The organism is Bacillus cereus group sp. BceL291, assembly GCF_051776705.1.
GTDB lineage: Bacteria > Bacillota > Bacilli > Bacillales > Bacillaceae_G > Bacillus_A > Bacillus_A cereus.
The window spans coordinates 165,943-184,782 of sequence record NZ_JBPWAP010000001.1; the positions used below are offsets into that span (position 1 = coordinate 165,943).

Consider the following 18,840-nt stretch of genomic DNA (forward strand, 5'->3'; position numbering starts at 1 on the left):
TATGACTTGAGTTAAATCATTAAACAAGATTGTAAGAAAGAGGTAATGAACTATGAGGGCAATTATTGTTGATGATGAACCATTAATACTCCAAAGACTTGAAAAGATGTTAAAAGAACTTCAAATTTTTAAAGATATCGTTTGCTTTGATGATTGTGAATCTCTTAGTTTTTATAGTAAAGATCATACAATTGATGTCGCATTTCTTGATATTGAGATACCTGAAAAAAATGGCGTTATGTTAGCCCGCGAACTACAATCAAAACATAAAAATATAAAAATAGTTTTCATTACAGGACACGACCGTTATGCGGTTGAAGCATTTGAAATTTATGCATTGGATTACATTATGAAACCTATTACGAGGGAAAGATTGCATAACACTATTCAACGTCTTATGCAAAGCATGACGATTGAAACAACTAATTCCTCTACAATAGAAACTTCGATACTCAATTGCCTTGGTGAGTTATATTATGTAGATCATGAAAAAGACAAAAAAATCCCCCTAGAAAAATGGCGCACAAAAAAAGCGAAAGAACTATTTTTATTTTTAGTTCATAATCGAAATAAAGTTATTAATAGAGATACTTTAATTGAATTACTCTGGTCAAATACTGATTTAGAACAAGCAAGAGTAAATCTACATTCAGCCATATATCAAATTCGAAGAACCATCCATGCTTACGAAATGAATGTAAACATTACTCGAGTGAATGACGGATATAAACTCGATTTACAAAACATTTTGATTGATGTTGATCTATTCGAACAAGCAGCAGCCGCTCTTCCAAAAGAAATATGTAGCGATACATTAGATAAATACATTGCATGCCTCTCTTTATATACTGGAGATTACCTTATTGATATGGACTATTGGTGGAGCGAAGGAGAAAGAACAAGATTACAAAACTTATATTTTCAACACGCCTTTTCCCTTATTCGTTTTTATATAGAAGGCGCGAGTTACACTGAAGCAATTGATATTTGCATGCGTATGCAATCTATGAATCCATTTGAAGAAAATACGTATCACCATTTAATTTCCTTATACGCTAAAACAGGGAATAAAACAGCTAAACAAAATCAAGAAAAAATGCTACACAAATTATTAAGCGACAGCGAACTTACTATGATATAAAGAATCTCTCAATATAGATTCTTCATTTTTGCCATTCTCAGCTATCCTATGCTACATTTATTCCGGCATATAAATATTGAATAATAAGGCGGAGATAAAATGAATATACCTAAAATCGGAATGATTGGACTTGGAAGTATTGCGCAAAAGGCCTATCTTCCAACACTTACAAAAGAAACTGATTGGAATTTTGTAGGGGCGTTTACACCTAACGCAGAGAAAAGAAAACAAGTTTGCCAGCAATACCGAATTCAAGACTTTCATTCTATTGAAATGTTAGCTTCGGAATGCGATGCAATCTTCGTTCATAGTTCAACTGCATCGCATTATGAAATCGTTTCTGAACTTCTAAAAAAAGGGATCGACGTTTATGTTGATAAACCGCTAGCAGCTACAGTGGAACAAGCTGAGCAACTAGTCGAGTTGAGCGAGAAGTATAACCGAAAATTAATGGTCGGATTTAATCGCAGATTCGTTCCTATGTATGTCGCTGCCAAAGAACAGGCTCATGATATTTCATGGATTCGAATTGAAAAGCATCGTACAAATAAAGTCGGGCCATATACGTACGACTTCACTATGTTAGATGATTATTTACACATTGTAGATACCGCTCGCTGGTTAGCTAATGATGACCTTAACGCCGTTCACAATATGATGCAAATCAATGAAAAGAATGAACTTCTTTACGGACATCATACATATACAACTCCAAGTGGACTGTTACTTTCTACTGCAATGCATCGCAATGCCGGTACTAATTTAGAACAAATTGAACTTGTAACGCCAAGGAAAATCATTCGCGTAAAAAATATGAATACATTTGAAATTGAACAGGAAAACTCAGTTTCACAAAGTGGTTCCCCATCATGGGATACGACGTTAAAACAACGTGGTTTTGAAGATGCTGTTCATCATTTTATTGAGTGTGTACAAGGCGATACAAAGCCCGTTGTAGATGGATTAGAAGGATTAAAAACGCAGCAACTGTTGCAATCTTTACTAGATGATGTAAACAAAAATTAAAACGGATACATTTTTCAGAATTTACTTTCATTCCCATTTCCCCTTTATTTCTCTCGTAAATTTCTATAGAATATGTTGATAGGAATTATAAATTTCATAATGAATCGTGGAAAGGATGGGATTAACACATGTGGAACGAGTTTAAAAAGTTCGCTTTCAAAGGCAATGTCGTTGATTTAGCTGTCGGGGTTGTAATCGGTGCTGCATTCGGTAAAATCGTTAGTTCTTTAGTAAAAGATATCATCACACCATTACTTGGTATGGTATTAGGTGGCGTTGACTTTACAGATTTACAATTTGGATATGGTAAATCAGCTGTTATGTATGGTAACTTCATCCAAACAATTTTTGACTTCTTAATTATCGCAGCTTCTATCTTTATGTTTGTTAAAGTTTTCAACAAACTAACATCTAAAAAAGAAGAAGAAGAAAAAGAGGAAGAAATTCCAGAACCAACAAAAGAAGAAGTTCTTCTTGGCGAAATTCGCGACTTACTAAAACAGCAAAACTCTTCTAAAGATAGAGCATAATTGAACGGATAAAAAGGCATGTCCCTCGGGACATGCCTTTTCTATATGCTATAACGTTTCCGAATTCATATGAATAAATAAAATAATACCAGCAACCATAAGTACCATAATGCTACCTGCAAATAGTGTAATACCAATAAACATTAAACTTGTGCTCATATCTACTGATACACTTTCAATAAAAATAGAAATTACATACGTGATAAGGGCAATTCCTGCAAGAATACTTCCTGGAACAAATCGCTTTAAACCATTTTGTTTTAACGTCATATATGCAAAAATAGCAGTCATACAAAGCGTAATTATCCAAAGAACGATCATCTCTTTCCCCCCCTCACAAGCCTTTTCTTTCTATTATACATGACATTGCCCTATAATAGTTAAATTTGCACTTATGTGACATATAACAAGGAATAGCCCCATCTATAGCGAAGGCATTATAACATACACTTATACAATAAGGAGGCTTTCATTTGGACTATACTACTACATATAAATTAGAGCTATCCGAACGATTCGATTATGTTACGATTGACTTAGACAAACAGTTTTTTTACATCGAAGTTGTAAATTTACAAAGTAATATAACTGTACTAAAAATATCAATTAACTTGCAAAAAGACGAAACGATGGTAGAGGGAAATATAATTCATTATGATACTTTTCACGTAGATGCATTATTACAAGGATTGAAATATGTTGCTCGAACATGTATTGATCACAATTTAAAAAACCAAAAGGAACTGTTCGCATTTTTAGAAGAAAATTAGCTCCAACAAAAAAAACGGTTATTTTTTCTTTTTATTGATATAATTGTTATATAGAAATATTCTTTATAGGGGAGTGTTCATAATAATTTGGATTTCACTAATCGTATTAGCTTATTTCATCATTCTCGTCCCAATACAGTACAACTACATTAAAATGCTCAAAGAAAAACAGAAAAAATTGAGTGTCTCACAAAACGAACTATATGATAACATGTCTTATGAAGAATCCCAAGTACATTACCATTATCAAAGTAACGTATTTACAATACCTGCTTCGCTTGTCGCAAGTATTATTTATAAAGTGAAACATGCAGCATAATATGTACGCTGTAAAATTATTGTTTGAATCTGTTCATTGTAGTGAGCCTGATCCTACGAAAATTGATGAGCATTATGAAGAGAATAACGATACACTTTTTGAAGAAAGTATTATTCTTGTTAAAGCAAACAATTTAGAAGATGCTCACGAACTTGGTAAAAAAATTGCTATGCAATCTGAAGATACGTACGATAATATGTACGGTGAGCAAATAACGTGGAAGTTCCGAAAAGTGTTGCATGTGTTTGAATTAGACGATACACCATTTGAAACCGGAAAAGAACTGTACGCAAGATTTTTACACGTTAAGAAAGACGAAATGGTAAATGCAGTCGTACAAAAATACTATCCTGAATACGAATAAAAGCTCACAGCAATCGCTGTGAGCTTTTTTATACTTACTTCGTTGAATCTCTAAATTGGATACGGTGAGGTAAGATAACAGTGTGATCTTCCACTTTTTCTTTGTTCATATACTTTGTTAATAGACGCATTGCTACTGCACCGATATCATACATCGGTTGAACAACTGTTGACAGCTGCGGACGAACCATTAATGCAAGACGTGTGTTATCGAAACCAAGTACTTCTACGTCAGTTGGTACGTTTAATCCAGCGTCTTGTGCTGCATGGATTACACCTAGTGCCATTTCATCAGAAGATACGAAGATTGCTGTTGGCTTTTCATCATTGCTCCAAAGCTTTTCGAATGCTTCGATACCTGAGTCATATGTGTAATCTCCATCGATTACAAGATTTTCATCATATGAAATACCAGCTTCTTCTAAAGCTTTTTTATAACCTTGTAACTTCTTCGCACTTCCCGCTTTATCAATGAAAGGACCAGAGACGAAACCGATACGTTTATGTCCTTGCTCGATAAAGTGCTTCATTGCATCATAAGCTGCTTGTGTATAATCAATATTTACTGATGGCGTTTCATTTTGCTCATCAAATGACGCTGCTAATACAATTGGTACTGGAGATTTTTTAAATTCTTCAATGTGAATGTCTGTAATATCTTCACCCATGAAAACAATTCCGTCCACTTGTTTTCCAAGCATCGTATTTAATAAATGGAACTCTTTCTCTTTGTTTTGATCAGAGTTACTTAAAATGATGTTATATTTGTACATTGTTGCGATATCTTCAATTCCACGTGCAAGTTCTGCATAAAACGTATTTGAGATATCAGGAATAATAACACCTACTGTAGTTGTCTTCTTACTTGCTAGTCCACGTGCTACCGCATTCGGGCGGTATCCTAAACGATCAATTGCTTCTAATACTTTCTTTCTTGTTGTAGGCTTTACATTTGGGTTACCGTTCACAACACGAGATACGGTAGCCATTGAAACGTTTGCTTCGCGCGCTACATCATAGATTGTTACGTTCATCTCATCGCACACTCCTTCTATTTTTGTTATCTATTTTTATGTATCGGTTACTTGAATGAAAAAAAGACATCAACTCTATTTGCAGATGCCACCAATCGTCCCGAGTTCTTCCTTTTACTAATGATACGATAAAAACGCAGGCTCATACAATATTTTCCCGCAAAAGTTTCGAAAAAATTCGCTTCTTTTCTCGTATTTTCGTATTTTTTATGAAAAAAGGGCATTTTTTGTAAAAAAATAGATGTTTCCTAAGTAGAAATCTTATTTTAAGCAGTACGATAGTAAATGAAATTTATATCGGCGATTTTTCGAATATATCGACTGTAACTCGAAATATATCAGCGATTTTCCAAATATATCGACCGCAACTCTAATTATATCAGCGATTTTTTAAATATATCAACTTACCAACAAAAATCGACAATGACAGTCGCTATACAATAAGAGAAAGCTGTTCCAAAATGCCTTTTTGGAACAGCCCATTAAAAGTTTTTATAATTTACTTCCAAATGATTTTAATTCATTCATAAAATCATTGAACTGCGGTATATTCATTTGTTGCGCTGCATCAGATAAAGCTACAGCTGGATCTGGATGTACTTCAGCCATAATTGCGTCTGCACCAATTGCCATCGCTGCTTTTGCAGTTGGTAAAAGAAGGTCACGTCGCCCTGTAGAATGCGTTACATCGACAACGACAGGTAAATGTGTTTCTTTCTTTAAAATCGGCACAGCGGAAATATCAAGCGTATTACGCGTCGCTCTTTCATACGTGCGAATACCTCGTTCACATAAAATAATGTTCCCATTTCCCTTTGCCATAATATATTCTGCCGCATTAATGAATTCTTCAATCGTTGCTGATAGACCACGTTTTAATAATACTGGTTTATTTACAGCACCAGCTGCCCTTAGCAAATCAAAGTTTTGCATATTGCGAGCGCCAATTTGAATAACATCAACGTAATCTAATGACATCTCAATATCATTCGGATTTAAAATTTCACTAATAACAGCCAAATCATATTCATCTGCTACCTGGCGCAAAATTTGTAATCCCTCTAATCCAAGACCTTGAAAATCATACGGTGAAGTACGTGGTTTGAACGCACCACCACGCATTAATTTCAGACCTTGTTCTTTCATTGCTTCAGCAACTTGACGTACTTGTTCATAACTTTCCACTGCACACGGCCCCATAATAAAATGCTGATTTCCGTCACCAATTTTTTCACCATTAATTTCAACAATCGTATTTTCTGTTTTTTTCTTACGAGAAACAAGTAATGCTTTACGATGATCATCTTCTTGTAATTCTAAACCAGCTTGAAAAATTTGTTTGAAAATATGTTGTAAAGTCGAAGTTTCAAATGGACCATTATTATTCTCTGCAATTAAATCCAGCATATTTCTTTCACGTACAGGATCAAAACGTTTCACACCTTGTACTTCTTTTAAATTACCAACTTCTTGTACGAGACGACCTCTTTCGTTTAGTAACTCTAATATTTGTAAATTAAGTTGATCAATTTCAGAACGTAAACGACCTAATTGTTGTGATGCCATAAGAAAGCCACCTCTTTCAAATTCCTATATGTTACTTTTTTAAGATAACTTATTATAGCTGATACATATACGATTGTCACACGATATACAGCAATGAATTACCATCAAAAAACGTTGTATATTTTCATTTAAAATAAAAAAAGACAGTTTACATACTGTCTTTTTTACAAGAAGGAAACAAACGGTTTATCACTGTTTTTCTCTTTTATAATCACAGCCTCGATTTTACTTTCGGACTTGATCTGTAATTGTACTTTCGCATCTTTAGGCAATTTGTCTAACATACCTTGCGCAGCCAATTGGGTAAGAGCCATTAATTCTGTTTTACCGTTATATTTAATAACAATATTCATATTTAATGTATCCATTTGATCTTTCTTATAAGAAACTTTAGCGTTGACTGGAATAAAATCTCCATTAGAAAAACCTTTTATTTCCTTAGCAAAGTTATTTATTTTTGTATTATCTTCTCCATGTGCTTGTGTAAATTCATCAGAAGGATATGAATACGACTTTTCATCAATTGTACTCCAATTTCCAAGGTTCGTATCATTCTTTTGAACAGTAGCACTAGCAATATACGTACCATTTTTTAAAGAACTAGTACTTTCTTGCTTAAAGATAGCAAACGTAATTGGAGATTTGTTATACTTATCATTTTTGTTAATAGCTTCAATAAGTTGTTTAGCAACTTCAGACCCTTTAGACATAGCTTCTTCATTCGATACACTTGAAGACATAGCTAAGCCAATCATAACACCAGATAAACTTAGTTCATTTGAATTCTGTTTTCCGAAATAGTCTTGTTCTATAATATTCGTCAAAACTGGCGCTTCTACTTTCGCAACTAGTTCATCAATTAGTTTCTCTGGAATATACTGGTTTAATTGCAGTACGTGACTCTCTGTATCAAATTGCTGCGTTGCAATATTTATTAAACCATTTTCATACTCTGCTAAATCTAATTTAGAATTTGTTTTTATATTAGCTGTATTAATAACCTTTTGTTCTTTTAAAGGAATAACAGTTCTATAATAATCTTTAGAAACAGCAGTTCTCGGAATCATACTTTTTTCTTTTGTATCTTTTTGTATAACTTCATCCTTCTTACTAATCGTATTACTATTGTTACTACAAGCTCCCAGTAATAAACTTACGACTGCGAAGGATAATGCCATTTTCTTCATTACTTAAAACCTACTTTCAACAATCTAGTTATTTAGTTTGAACTATTAATAGTGTACCACTAAATATATTTCAACAAAAACAAAAAAAAGAAGCAAGCACCTTTAGCTTGCTTCTTTTTACTTTATATTCTCTTCTAAAGCATCTTTTTTAATATTCCAATGAGATGTATTCCATACTACCATCCCATCTTTTATGTATAGCACTTGCGGTGATTCATGTCTAATACTGTATTGTTCTGCAACACGATTTGACACATCTCTCGCATCTTGTACGTATAAGTAATACGCTGGCACTTCTCTTTCTTCGCTGCAATACGCTTGAAATTCTGTGTATGCACCGTGACTAATCGGGCATGTCGTACTATGTTTAAAAAGCACATACGGCTCGTTCTTTTCTACTAAGACTTCAAGCTCTTCAATTGTTTCAAGTTTTGTCATATTCATCACGATTCACCTCTCATACGAAATCTAGAGCGCTTCTCTTTCTTTTCAGCTTTTTTCTCAATTCTTTCTAATTTACGCTCTTCTTTTTCAACCTTCTTCTCTTGTCTCGACGCACGGTAATGATTGTATACTTCAATCGCCGCACTGCTCCACTGTACAACTTGCGCTACTTTATCAGCGTTATTTTCAATTTCGTCCGTTACAGAGTCCGATACATTACGAAGCTTCGTATTTAAAGATTGGATTGTCGTTCCAATCCCATCTACACCCGCTACCACTTTATTTAATGACTGTGACTTCTGTTGAATATCATCAGCTAACGCATTCGTTTTATGTAATAATTGCTCTGTCTCTACGCTAATTCCTTGCATTTGCTTTTCTAAACCTTCTAACGTGCTTGCAACGTTTTCCAACGTCTTCTGAACCGATAACAACGTTCTGCATACATACACTACTAATACTGCGAAAGCAACCGCGATAATAGCCGCACTTACATATAAAAGAACTTGCATTTCATCACTTCCTTTATCTTTTTCATACTTTCCCCTATTATACAATCATTTTCCGTTTCATTCTAATCCCTATCTCATCATTAGAATTTTCATACTTATTCGTTAACTGTAACATAAATCATTCAACAAATTCCACTAAGTAGGTTACAATAGGAGAGGATACATAATTAGTAGGGAGGCTTTACATATGAAAGATCCACGTATTGAAAAGTTAGCATACAATTTAATTAACTACTCTATCCGCTTACAAAAAGGTGAAAAAGTATTAATTGAAAACTTTGGCTTACAAAAAGAACTTGTAACTGCACTTGTAAAAGAAGCATATGCAGCTGGTGGTTTCCCATTCGTCTCTTTAAAAGATCATCAAGTAGATCGCTCTTTATTAATGGGTGCTACTGAAGAACATTTCGAACAAATCGCTGCATATGAAGCAAGCGTAATGAAAGACATGGACGCTTATATCGGCCTTCGCTCTGGTGATAATATTAATGAACAAGCTGACGTTCCAAGTGAGCGTATGAAAGTTCATGGCCAAACAGTTGGTAAAAAAGTTCATAGAGACATTCGCGTTCCAAAAACACGCTGGGTTGTTCTTCGCTACCCAAATGCTTCTATGGCACAGCTTGCTAAAATGAGTACAGAAGCTTTCGAAGACTTCTACTTCGAAGTATGTAACTTAGACTACGGTAAAATGGATAAGGCAATGGATAGCCTTGTTACATTAATGAATAAAACAGATAAAGTTCGTTTAACTGGTCCTGGAACTGACTTAACATTCTCTATTAAAGACATTCCAGCAATTAAATGCTCAGGTCATTTAAACATTCCAGACGGTGAAGTATACTCTGCACCAGTTCGTGATTCTGTTAACGGTACAGTTTCTTACAACACACCATCTCCTTACAACGGTTATACATTTGAAAATGTACAACTTAAGTTTGAGAACGGTCAAATCGTTGAAGCAACTGCAAACGATACAGAGCGCATTAACAAAATCTTCGATACAGACGAAGGCGCACGCTACGTTGGTGAGTTCGCAATTGGCGTAAACCCATACATCTTACATCCAATGGGAGACATCCTATTCGATGAAAAAATCGATGGCAGCTTCCACTTCACTCCTGGACAAGCTTACGACGATGCATGGAACGGCAACAACTCGAACATCCACTGGGATTTAGTATGCATCCAACGCCCTGAATACGGCGGCGGCGAAATTTACTTCGACGACGTACTAATCCGTAAAGACGGACGCTTCGTTGTACCTGAACTAGAAGCTTTAAACCCAGAGAACTTAAAATAATAATAAAAACGCTCGGAATTTTCGCCGAGCGTTTTTATTTCTTTCCTACCATTTCTATTTTCACATGTGGATTTTCTTTCTCTATAAGCCCCAAGAATTCATCCATATTTTGCGGCATCGCAACCATATGTACTTTATATGCATTCGTCGTAATTTCAAGAGACTTTCCGACCTGACGTATAATTCTCACATCTTTTAATACAATATCATCATTTAAAATACCGTACTTTAATACGCCATTTTCTACTTTATGTTTTTTAATAAATACTTCCCAAACGAGTGGTACATTTACAATGAAGCATAAACCCATCCCAATCAACGCTGACATCCAATGCGCTTTATTGGTGAAAAGCATGACAATTGGATATATTAACATAAACGCTAACGTAAGACAAACGAAAATGACTACTGACTTACTTCTTTGAATTGGAAAGTTCATACCTACACCCCCTAACCCAAATTATACCACTATTTCCATTTTACTTCATAGAAAAAGGCCATTTCTAAATGACCTTTTACACAATGTACCTATAAAATTTCTTATCTACCTGTAGCACCGGAAAGTTTTTCGGCAACTCGTCTATACTCACACTTTCAAAACCATTCTTTTCATAAAAACGATGTGCCGCTAAAAATTTTACTGTTGTTCCTAAGTAAATATCTTTCAATTTTTTATCCTCAGCCCATGAAATTGCTGTTTGAAGCAACATATGTGATGCGCCCCATTCTTTTCCGCGAAACTCTTTCTTCACGAACATTTTTCTTAACGCTACTTGATGATTCTCAATATCTAATAAAGCTACTGTTCCAACTACTTTACCATCATAAATTGCTATCCAAAAGTTTCCGTAATCCTTTTGATAGAATGTTTCTATTTCAAGTAAATCAGGTTGCTCTTCTTTCGTAATTGAAACATTATACTCTTTTTGCTGAATATGAACGATAAGATCTACTACTTCCTCTTGAAACGTACTTTCATACGGAATAATGCGTATCTTCTCGTTCATCGAATCTCCTTCCACTCTGAAGCTAGTAAACTATATACAGCGATATCGTGAAAATGAACATATAGCCATTCATCATCTCTTAAAATGCCATCTAACTTAAATCCTAAACGTTCTGGAATAGCGCGGCTTTTCACATTTTCAACACCGCATCTAATTTCCATTTTATTTAATTTTAAATTCTCAAATGCATAGTGAAGTACAGCCTTCACACTACGCGTCATAATACCTTTCCCGCCAGCATCTTCTGCAAGATAATACCCAAGACTCGTCGCTTTCTTCCCCCAGCTCACTGGATGAATACCTACCATCCCAACGAGCTTTCCTTTGTAACGTATGCCACTTTCAAAACCATCTCCCTCTGCAAATTTCTTTAACCACATCGGAAAAATCTCATCATAAGCATCAGCAGATTTCGTCCCATCTACCCAAGGGAGCCATTTTCGTAAATGATTACGGTTTTGATCTAATAATTGATATAATTCCTCTTTATGATGTTTTTCTAGTAATTGTAGTTCGATTTCGTCATCTACTCGGAGTGTGAACATGTTTTTTAGTCCCCTTTTTAGTTTTCTTATTATTCTAACACTTATATTTCAAAACGCGTACCAATATATCAACGATTTTTGAAATATATCGAACACAACTCCATATATATAGACGTTTCAACATTAATGCATAACCACGACAACATAAAAAAGACGCACAGCTAAGCTATGCGTCTTTTCTATTACTTCTCTGCAACTTGAACTTCTTTTACGTAAGCTGCTTCGAATTTTTGGATGTCACCTGCGCCCATGAAAATTAGAACGCCGTTTTTATGTTTCTTTAATACATCCGTTGTTGTATCTGTAATTAGCTCTGCACCGTCAATACGCTTTTGCAGATCTTCGATTGTTAATTCACCTTTATTTTCGCGCGCTGATCCGAAAATATCACATAAGTATACTTGATCAGCTTTGCTTAGGCTTTCTGCGAACTCATCTAAGAACTTTTCTGTACGTGAGAATGTGTGTGGCTGGAATACAGCGACAATTTCACGCTCTGGATGTTTTTGACGAGCAGCTTCAATCGTTGCATTAATCTCTGTCGGATGGTGTGCGTAGTCATCGATGATTACTTGCTCTCCCATCGACTTTTCATTAAAGCGACGTTTTACGCCTTCAAAAGTTGTTAATTGATGTTTTACTGCTTCTACATCAACATTTTCATAATGGCAAAGCGCGATTACTGCTAACGCATTTAATACGCTGTGATTGCCGTATCCTGTAATTTTGAACGTATCATAGTACGTGTTACGAACGAATACATCGAATATCGTGCCATCTGTTCTCTTTTGGATGTTGCGTGCTTGGAAATCATTATCTTCTCCAAATCCATAGAAAATAACAGGTACTTTCGCTTGAATTTTTTGAAGTTCTTCATCATCTCCACATGCAATAATGCCTTTTTTCACTTGCAATGCCATCTCTTGGAATGCACTGAATACATCATTGATGTCTGCAAAATAATCTGGATGATCAAAATCAATATTCGTCATAATTGCATAGTCTGGATTATAAGACAAGAAATGACGACGATACTCACAAGCTTCAAATACAAAATACTTACTATTTTCTACCCCATGCCCTGTTCCATCTCCAATAAGGTAAGATGTCGGGTGTGCACCTTGCATTACATGGGCTAACAAACCTGTTGTTGATGTTTTTCCGTGTGCACCAGTTACAGCAACACTTGTGTATTGGCTCATCAGGTCACCTAAGAAATGATGGTAACGATGGACTGGGATGTTTAATTCTTTTGCTGCTACGATTTCTTCATGCGTATCAGGAAATGCATTTCCTGCAATAATCACTTGTCCTTCTTCTACATTATTCTTATCAAAAGGAAGGATCGAGATACTACGCTTTTCCAACGCTGTTTGTGTAAAGAAACGCTTTTCATAATCAGACCCTTGAACAGTATGCTTCATATCATGAAGAATTTGCGCTAATGAACTCATTCCTGTTCCTTTAATTCCTACAAAATGGTAAACTGTCATCTTAAAGAACCTCCAACATTTCGAACTAATACAACGGCCTATCTATAAGACAGTATATGAATCTTTTCTTATTTTGGTAATCATCATACATTTTTGATGTAGTGAAGTTATTTTTTCCCTTCACTTATCAGGATAAACTCGTACGTACTTCTTTATATGTCCATAACAAGTCCATTATAGCAAAAAAGAAGCCGCTATACTATGATAACAGAAAAACTGATAGGGTCAATCACCTATCAGTTTTTCTCTCTTTTACATCTCTTCTCTTTTTTCTAATTGAACACGCTCTAAACGTGGGTTTGGACGATATTTACGACCAGCTTTTGCTTCTGGTTTCCCATTTAATTCTACATTATCACCAGTAAAGCCAATATTCATTTTTAATAAGCTACTTCCTACCCCGTATATGTCAACAGGTACGTTTTGAGCTTCAAATTCACGAATACGCTTCTCATCAAATCCACCAGTTACAACGATGTCTACATGCTGGAATCCTTCTTCATCAAGTGCTTTACGAAGTGCGAATACAAGCGATGGGTTTACACCACGTGGATCGAATGTTCCAAGTACTTCTGGGTGGCGAATGAAGTATTGATCAATCATCGTGCGGGACGTATCTACACGTACACCTTTTAATGTTGATCCAAATTCACGCGCTACGCGAAGTGCATCTGTAATGACATCATTGTTGTAATCAATTAATACAACTAATTCATCTTCTGGGAATTTCTTATGATATGCTTTTGCCGCTTCCACAACATCACCATTAAACATTTGAATTAATGCGTGAGGCATCGTCCCCATACCACTTTTGCCCCACCATTCATTCATCGCATGCGTCGCTTGTGCGCTCATACCTCCGATGTATGCTGCATAACCGTCACCAGCTTGTTGTGTATAATGATCGTCACGATCTCCCATGAAAATAACTGGTTTTTCTTTATCTACGCTACGCGCAGCTTGGACAACGTTATATACGTTTGTCGCAACCGATGTACGACGAGCTAAAATCCCATCAATGACACCTTCTAAAAATCCGAAATTTTCATAAGGACCATGAATTGTTAACACTGTTTCAAATGGACTAATTTTATCGCCATCTTTTAAAGAATTAATCTCAAGTTCCTCAGGATTTTTAGCGAATGTTTGTAGCAATGCAATTACTTCATCCGTTCCGCAAAGAACTGCATTTTCCTTTTGGAAAAATTGCATCGTTACAACACTTTTCGGGCGAAATTCTTCAATGATTTCTCTAGTCTTTAAAAAGTAAACGGCAGAGAACCAACCTTCTCCAACGCGTTCGTCAAATTTAAATGTTTTATTTGTTAGTCTATTTATTTCACCTTTTAATTTTAATTCAATTTCTTTCATGTCGCTTTACTCCCTACTTTACTATCCAACATTTTCTCTTAGTATACAGCATAACCGTTTACTATACATTTGTTTCCTGCATAGCAGCGAATTCATCCTCAGAAATAAGGACATCTCTTGGCTTCGTTCCTCTTGCTTCAGAAATAATTCCTTGCGATTGCATCTCTTCAATGAGACGTGCTGCGCGATTATAACCGATGCGGAATTTTCGCTGTACAGAAGATGTGGACGCTCCCCCTTGTTCTACAACAAATTGACATGCTTCGAAGAACAATTCGTCTTCCGACTCAGCTTGTTCTGTTTTCGCTAATAAATCCTCTTGCTTAAATAAATAATTCGGCTTCATTTGCTTTTTCACATGATCAACTGTCTTTTCAATCTCATCATCCGATACATATACACCTTGTACACGAACAGGCTTAGATGTACCGTTCCCTAAGAATAACATATCACCACGGCCAAGTAATTTCTCCGCGCCACCAATATCGATAATCGTACGCGAATCAACTTGAGATGATACAGTAAACGCAATACGCGTTGGAATGTTTGACTTAATTAAACCTGTAATAACATCTACAGATGGACGCTGCGTCGCTACTAATAAATGAATACCACAAGCACGTGCTTTTTGTGCAATACGACAAATCGCTTCCTCAACATCACCAGGTGCTACCATCATTAAATCGGCTAACTCGTCAATGACAATAACGATATAAGGTAATGTTTCTCCCGGAATTTCTCGCTCACTTACAATCGTATTATAACGAGTTAAATCACGAGCACCTGCGTGCGCAAACAATTCATAACGACGTTCCATTTCCTCAACTGCCCATTTTAATGCAGCTGTTGCTGCTTTTACATCCGTAATAACAGGTGCTACAAGATGTGGAACAGAATTGTATGGTGCAAGCTCAACCATCTTCGGATCGATTAACATTAACTTCACTTCATGTGGTTTCGCTTTATATAAAATACTCGTTAAAATCGCGTTAATACACACACTTTTACCTGAACCCGTTGCACCCGCAATAAGTCCGTGCGGCATTTTTCGAATATCCGTTACAATTGGATCCCCTGAAATATCAAGCCCCAGCGCAACAGTAAGCGGTGATTCACTCTTTGTGAATACAGGACTTCTTAAAATTTCACGAAGAAATACTGGCTTACTTTCTTTATTTGGAACCTCGATTCCAATCGCACTCTTCCCTGGAATCGGTGCTTCAATACGAATATCTTTCGCAGCTAAGCTTAACTTAATATCATCACTTAAATTTGTAATTTTATTTACTTTCACACCTGGGTCTGGCTGCACCTCAAAACGAGTGACTGCCGGACCTTGCGATACATTAATAACATGTGCTCCAACGTGAAAATTATTAAACGTTGTATCTAATAATTCTTTCTGCTCCTCTAACCATTCTGTATTATCTAACGCTGATTGCTGTGGAATCGACAACAGCGCTAATGGCGGAACAGTGTATGTCGGTGGTGTGTACAATACATTTCGCATATCGTTCTCTCTTTGATTTACAACATATGCTTTCTCTTGTACTTCCGTACTTGAAATTGGCTTTTGTACTTGCTCTACCACTACTTGCTGTATTGGTTGTTCTTCCACTTGTGGCTCTGCTACTACTTGCTGCACTGGGTGCTCTTCCACTTGTGGTTCTGCTACTACTTGCTGCACTGGGCGTTCTTCCACTTGTGGTTCTGCTACCACCTGCTGCATTGGGTGCTCTTCCACTTGTGGTTCTGCTACCTCTTGCTGCACTGGGCGTTCTTCCACTTGTGGCTCTGCTACTACTTGCTGCATTGGGTGCTCTTCCACTTGTGGTTCTGCTACCACCTGCTGCATTGGGTGCTCTTCCACTTGTGGTTCTGCTACTACTTGCTGCACTGGGCCTTCCACTTGTGGTTCTGCTACCTCTTGTTGCACTGGCTTATTCTCTACTCGTACATTAGCAGAAGGCTGCATTGCATTTGCTCTAGCTGCATGTCTTTCCATTAATCGTGTTCTATCTTGTTTCAACATAACAACATTAAATGGTACATGACGCTTTTTCTCACGTTTTGGTTCTTCTTTTTGTACAACTGGTTGTTCTTCTGCGACTGGTGTTTCCTCGGCAACTGGTTGTTCTTCTACGACTGGCGCTTCTTCTACAACTGATTGCTCTTCTACGACCGGTGCTTCTTCTACAACTCGTTGCTCTTCTGCGACTAGTGTTTCCTCGGCAACTGGTTGTTCTTCTACGACTGGCGCTTCTTCTACAACTGATTGCTCTTCTACGACCGGTGCTTCTTCTACAACTTGTTGCTCTTCTACAACTTGTTGCTCTTCTACAACTTGTTGCTCTTCTGCGACTGGCGCTTCTTCTACAACTGGTTGTTCTTCTGCAATTAAAACATCCGCAAAGCTTTGAACATCTTTCTTCGTTTGTTCATCAGCCTCAGCAACATGTATGAATTCACTCTTTTGTTCAATTGCTTCATCTTCTTGCTGAATTTCCTCAAGTGCTACAAATGTCTCTACTACAGGCGCGTTTATTTCTGCAATTACTTTAGCTTCTTCTGACTCTTCTGCTTCCGCAATTACTTCCACTTCTTTTGACTCTTCTACTTCCGCAATTACTTCAGCTTCTTCTGACTCTTCTACTTCCGCAATTACTTCCACTTCTTCTGACTCTTCTGCTTCCGCAATTACTTCTACTTCTTCTGACTCTTCTGTTTCTGTAATTACTTCCACTTCTTCTGACTCTTCTGTTTCTGTAATTACTTCCACTTCTTCTATCTCTTCTGTTTCCGCAATTACTTCTACTTCTTCTATCTCTTCTGTTTCTGTAATTACTTCTACTTCTTCTGACTCTTCCGCTTCTGCAATTACTTCCACTTCTTCTGACTCTTCTGCTTCCGCAATTACTTCAGCTTCTTCTGACTCTTCTGTTTCTGTAATTACTTCTACTTCTTCTGACTCTTCCGCTTCTGCAATTACTTCAGCTTCTTCTGACTCTTCTGTTTCTGTAATTACTTCCACTTCTTCAGGTGCCTCTGTTTCCATAACTACTTCTTCAAACTCTTCCGTTTCTGCAATTACTTCTACTTTTGACACTTCTTCTAGTATTTCCACAATGATTGTTTCTTCAAGTTTTTCTTCTGCTTTGACAATCACTGATTCTTCTGGAGCTTGCTTTTCTACTTCAATAGTAGGTTGTTTTATTTCTGTATTACGTTTAATTTCTTCTGATAATATTGTATCCTCGTGCTCTACTTTAGAAGCTACTAATTCTTCTTGTAGATTGTTTTTGTTTAACACCACTACATCTTTTTCTAGCTTAGCACTTTCCATCTGCTCAGCTACTGTTTTATGAAGTAATTCATCCGCTGAAACTTCCTGCGGTGTACTCATTTCTTGAATCACTTCTTTTTCTTCTACTAAAGGCACTTGGCGTTCAATTTCATAACCGTTTTTCTCTAGCCATTGATCAACTACTGACTTTTCTTCCTTTTTATTCTCTTCATATTGTTGCTCCCCTTGCTGGTTAGCAGCTCTATGACTAGAAGAAGTTGGTGCTTGTCCTTCTGAGAAATCAGATAATGTATATCCTTTTTTCTCTAACCATGCATCAACGACTGATTTACCCTCTACAGATATTTCAAGGTCTTCTCTTTCCTTTACTTCCTCCTGCTTTTCTTCCTTTTTCTCTACTGAAGGACGATTATATCCATAAATTGGCGAAATCATTTCTGTTGGACGAAATGGTCTACGGTTACTCTCTTGCGAAGGTACAGATGCCTTTTTAACGACAGACTCCCGCACCGGTTCATATTGCACTTCCGGCTCTTCATATGTAGAAACTACCTTTTCCACATACGGTCGTCTGCTTCTTTCCACCTTTATTCCTCTTTGGGCAGTCGGTTCTTCATATGTTACTCCTTGAACAGGTTGTTCTTCGAAGCGATTTACTTCGCTTTCATCCTCTTCATCGAACCCATTATCCGGTACTAAAGGAAAACGGCATTTACCTGCATTCCTACTTGCCATTTGTGCTTCTCTTGCTTCAGTGTAGTGGTTTACACGAGGAATTTTCGGCTGACTTTCAATTTGCTTTGGTACTTCTTTATTCATCGCTGTTTGTTCTTCCTCTTTGTTAAACAGCTTTTTCATCCAATCTAACATGCTTACCACTCTTTCTACTAAATAGTAACATCCTTTATTGTATCAGCATTCGGCA

19 protein-coding genes are annotated in these 18,840 nt (G+C 36.5%); 7 read left to right on the forward strand and 12 right to left on the reverse strand.

All coding sequences use genetic code 11. The features are described 5' to 3' along the window. Positions 1–52: 52 nt before the first annotated feature. From ACS2CR_RS00865 to mscL, 3 genes are all read left to right on the forward strand, one after another. On the forward strand, positions 53–1,141 hold the full coding sequence (locus tag ACS2CR_RS00865; protein ID WP_001201607.1) for a response regulator: 1,089 nt from the start codon (positions 53–55) through the stop codon (positions 1,139–1,141). Between the two features lie 99 nt (positions 1,142–1,240). Beyond that, positions 1,241–2,167 carry a Gfo/Idh/MocA family protein gene (locus ACS2CR_RS00870; protein ID WP_053514548.1) on the forward strand — a complete coding sequence of 309 codons (927 nt, stop codon included), beginning with the start codon at positions 1,241–1,243 and terminating at the stop codon, positions 2,165–2,167. Positions 2,168–2,295: 128 nt separating this feature from the next. Beyond that, the gene (gene mscL / locus ACS2CR_RS00875; RefSeq protein ID WP_053514549.1) at positions 2,296–2,697 is read left to right on the forward strand and encodes a large conductance mechanosensitive channel protein MscL; all 402 of its coding nucleotides are present in this window, start codon (positions 2,296–2,298) and stop codon (positions 2,695–2,697) included. A 48-nt stretch (positions 2,698–2,745) separates the two neighbouring features. On the opposite strand, the gene ACS2CR_RS00880 is transcribed toward mscL, so the two are convergent. After that, entirely contained in the window at positions 2,746–3,018 is a 273-nt protein-coding gene (locus tag ACS2CR_RS00880; RefSeq protein ID WP_000636589.1) for a DUF3917 domain-containing protein, read from the reverse strand. 152 nt (positions 3,019–3,170) lie between these two features. Between ACS2CR_RS00880 and dhp61 the strand changes: the two genes are divergently transcribed. From dhp61 to ACS2CR_RS00895, 3 genes are all read left to right on the forward strand, one after another. Beyond that, on the forward strand, positions 3,171–3,467 hold the full coding sequence (gene dhp61 / locus ACS2CR_RS00885; protein ID WP_000386756.1) for a protein Dhp61: 297 nt from the start codon (positions 3,171–3,173) through the stop codon (positions 3,465–3,467). Between the two features lie 82 nt (positions 3,468–3,549). Further along, positions 3,550–3,786 (forward strand): DUF3949 domain-containing protein, encoded by a 237-nt coding sequence (locus tag ACS2CR_RS00890; protein ID WP_000637897.1) that lies wholly within the window; start codon positions 3,550–3,552, stop codon positions 3,784–3,786. Between the two features lies 1 nt (position 3,787). Next, positions 3,788–4,150, forward strand: coding sequence for a DUF4288 domain-containing protein (locus ACS2CR_RS00895; RefSeq protein ID WP_053514569.1), 363 nt, complete (start codon positions 3,788–3,790; stop codon positions 4,148–4,150). Positions 4,151–4,184: 34 nt separating this feature from the next. On the opposite strand, the gene ccpA is transcribed toward ACS2CR_RS00895, so the two are convergent. From ccpA to ACS2CR_RS00920, 5 genes are all read right to left on the reverse strand, one after another. After that, complete coding sequence (ccpA, locus tag ACS2CR_RS00900) at positions 4,185–5,183, reverse strand: catabolite control protein A (protein WP_001103297.1); 999 nt, start codon at positions 5,181–5,183, stop codon at positions 4,185–4,187. A 492-nt stretch (positions 5,184–5,675) separates the two neighbouring features. Beyond that, positions 5,676–6,749: a bifunctional 3-deoxy-7-phosphoheptulonate synthase/chorismate mutase gene (locus ACS2CR_RS00905; protein WP_016110801.1), complete on the reverse strand. Its 1,074-nt coding sequence runs from the start codon at positions 6,747–6,749 to the stop codon at positions 5,676–5,678. 164 nt (positions 6,750–6,913) lie between these two features. Next, positions 6,914–7,936, reverse strand: coding sequence for a CamS family sex pheromone protein (locus tag ACS2CR_RS00910; protein WP_000738024.1), 1,023 nt, complete (start codon positions 7,934–7,936; stop codon positions 6,914–6,916). Positions 7,937–8,053: 117 nt separating this feature from the next. Beyond that, on the reverse strand, positions 8,054–8,380 hold the full coding sequence (gene ytxJ, locus ACS2CR_RS00915) for a bacillithiol system redox-active protein YtxJ (protein WP_001057469.1): 327 nt from the start codon (positions 8,378–8,380) through the stop codon (positions 8,054–8,056). Then, the gene (locus ACS2CR_RS00920; protein WP_001197720.1) at positions 8,380–8,892 is read right to left on the reverse strand and encodes a DUF948 domain-containing protein; all 513 of its coding nucleotides are present in this window, start codon (positions 8,890–8,892) and stop codon (positions 8,380–8,382) included. The genes ytxJ and ACS2CR_RS00920 overlap by 1 nt, the downstream gene beginning before the upstream one ends. Before the next feature lie 187 nt (positions 8,893–9,079). Between ACS2CR_RS00920 and ACS2CR_RS00925 the strand changes: the two genes are divergently transcribed. Beyond that, the gene (locus ACS2CR_RS00925) at positions 9,080–10,195 is read left to right on the forward strand and encodes an aminopeptidase (RefSeq protein ID WP_000654731.1); all 1,116 of its coding nucleotides are present in this window, start codon (positions 9,080–9,082) and stop codon (positions 10,193–10,195) included. 34 nt (positions 10,196–10,229) lie between these two features. On the opposite strand, the gene ACS2CR_RS00930 is transcribed toward ACS2CR_RS00925, so the two are convergent. From ACS2CR_RS00930 to ACS2CR_RS00955, 6 genes are all read right to left on the reverse strand, one after another. Next, positions 10,230–10,634: a PH domain-containing protein gene (locus ACS2CR_RS00930; RefSeq protein ID WP_053514550.1), complete on the reverse strand. Its 405-nt coding sequence runs from the start codon at positions 10,632–10,634 to the stop codon at positions 10,230–10,232. 76 nt (positions 10,635–10,710) lie between these two features. Next, positions 10,711–11,202: a GNAT family N-acetyltransferase gene (locus ACS2CR_RS00935; RefSeq protein WP_001003149.1), complete on the reverse strand. Its 492-nt coding sequence runs from the start codon at positions 11,200–11,202 to the stop codon at positions 10,711–10,713. Beyond that, positions 11,199–11,747, reverse strand: coding sequence for a GNAT family N-acetyltransferase (locus ACS2CR_RS00940; protein WP_153602462.1), 549 nt, complete (start codon positions 11,745–11,747; stop codon positions 11,199–11,201). Before ACS2CR_RS00940 ends, ACS2CR_RS00935 begins: the two co-directional genes overlap by 4 nt. 182 nt (positions 11,748–11,929) lie before the next feature. Beyond that, positions 11,930–13,240 (reverse strand): UDP-N-acetylmuramate--L-alanine ligase, encoded by a 1,311-nt coding sequence (gene murC / locus ACS2CR_RS00945; protein WP_053514551.1) that lies wholly within the window; start codon positions 13,238–13,240, stop codon positions 11,930–11,932. Between the two features lie 252 nt (positions 13,241–13,492). After that, a complete protein-coding gene (locus ACS2CR_RS00950) occupies positions 13,493–14,611 on the reverse strand; it encodes a nicotinate phosphoribosyltransferase (protein WP_000658370.1) in 1,119 nt (372 codons plus the stop codon). 61 nt (positions 14,612–14,672) lie between these two features. Further along, the gene (locus ACS2CR_RS00955) at positions 14,673–18,785 is read right to left on the reverse strand and encodes a DNA translocase FtsK (RefSeq protein WP_438905917.1); all 4,113 of its coding nucleotides are present in this window, start codon (positions 18,783–18,785) and stop codon (positions 14,673–14,675) included. Positions 18,786–18,840 lie beyond the last annotated feature (55 nt).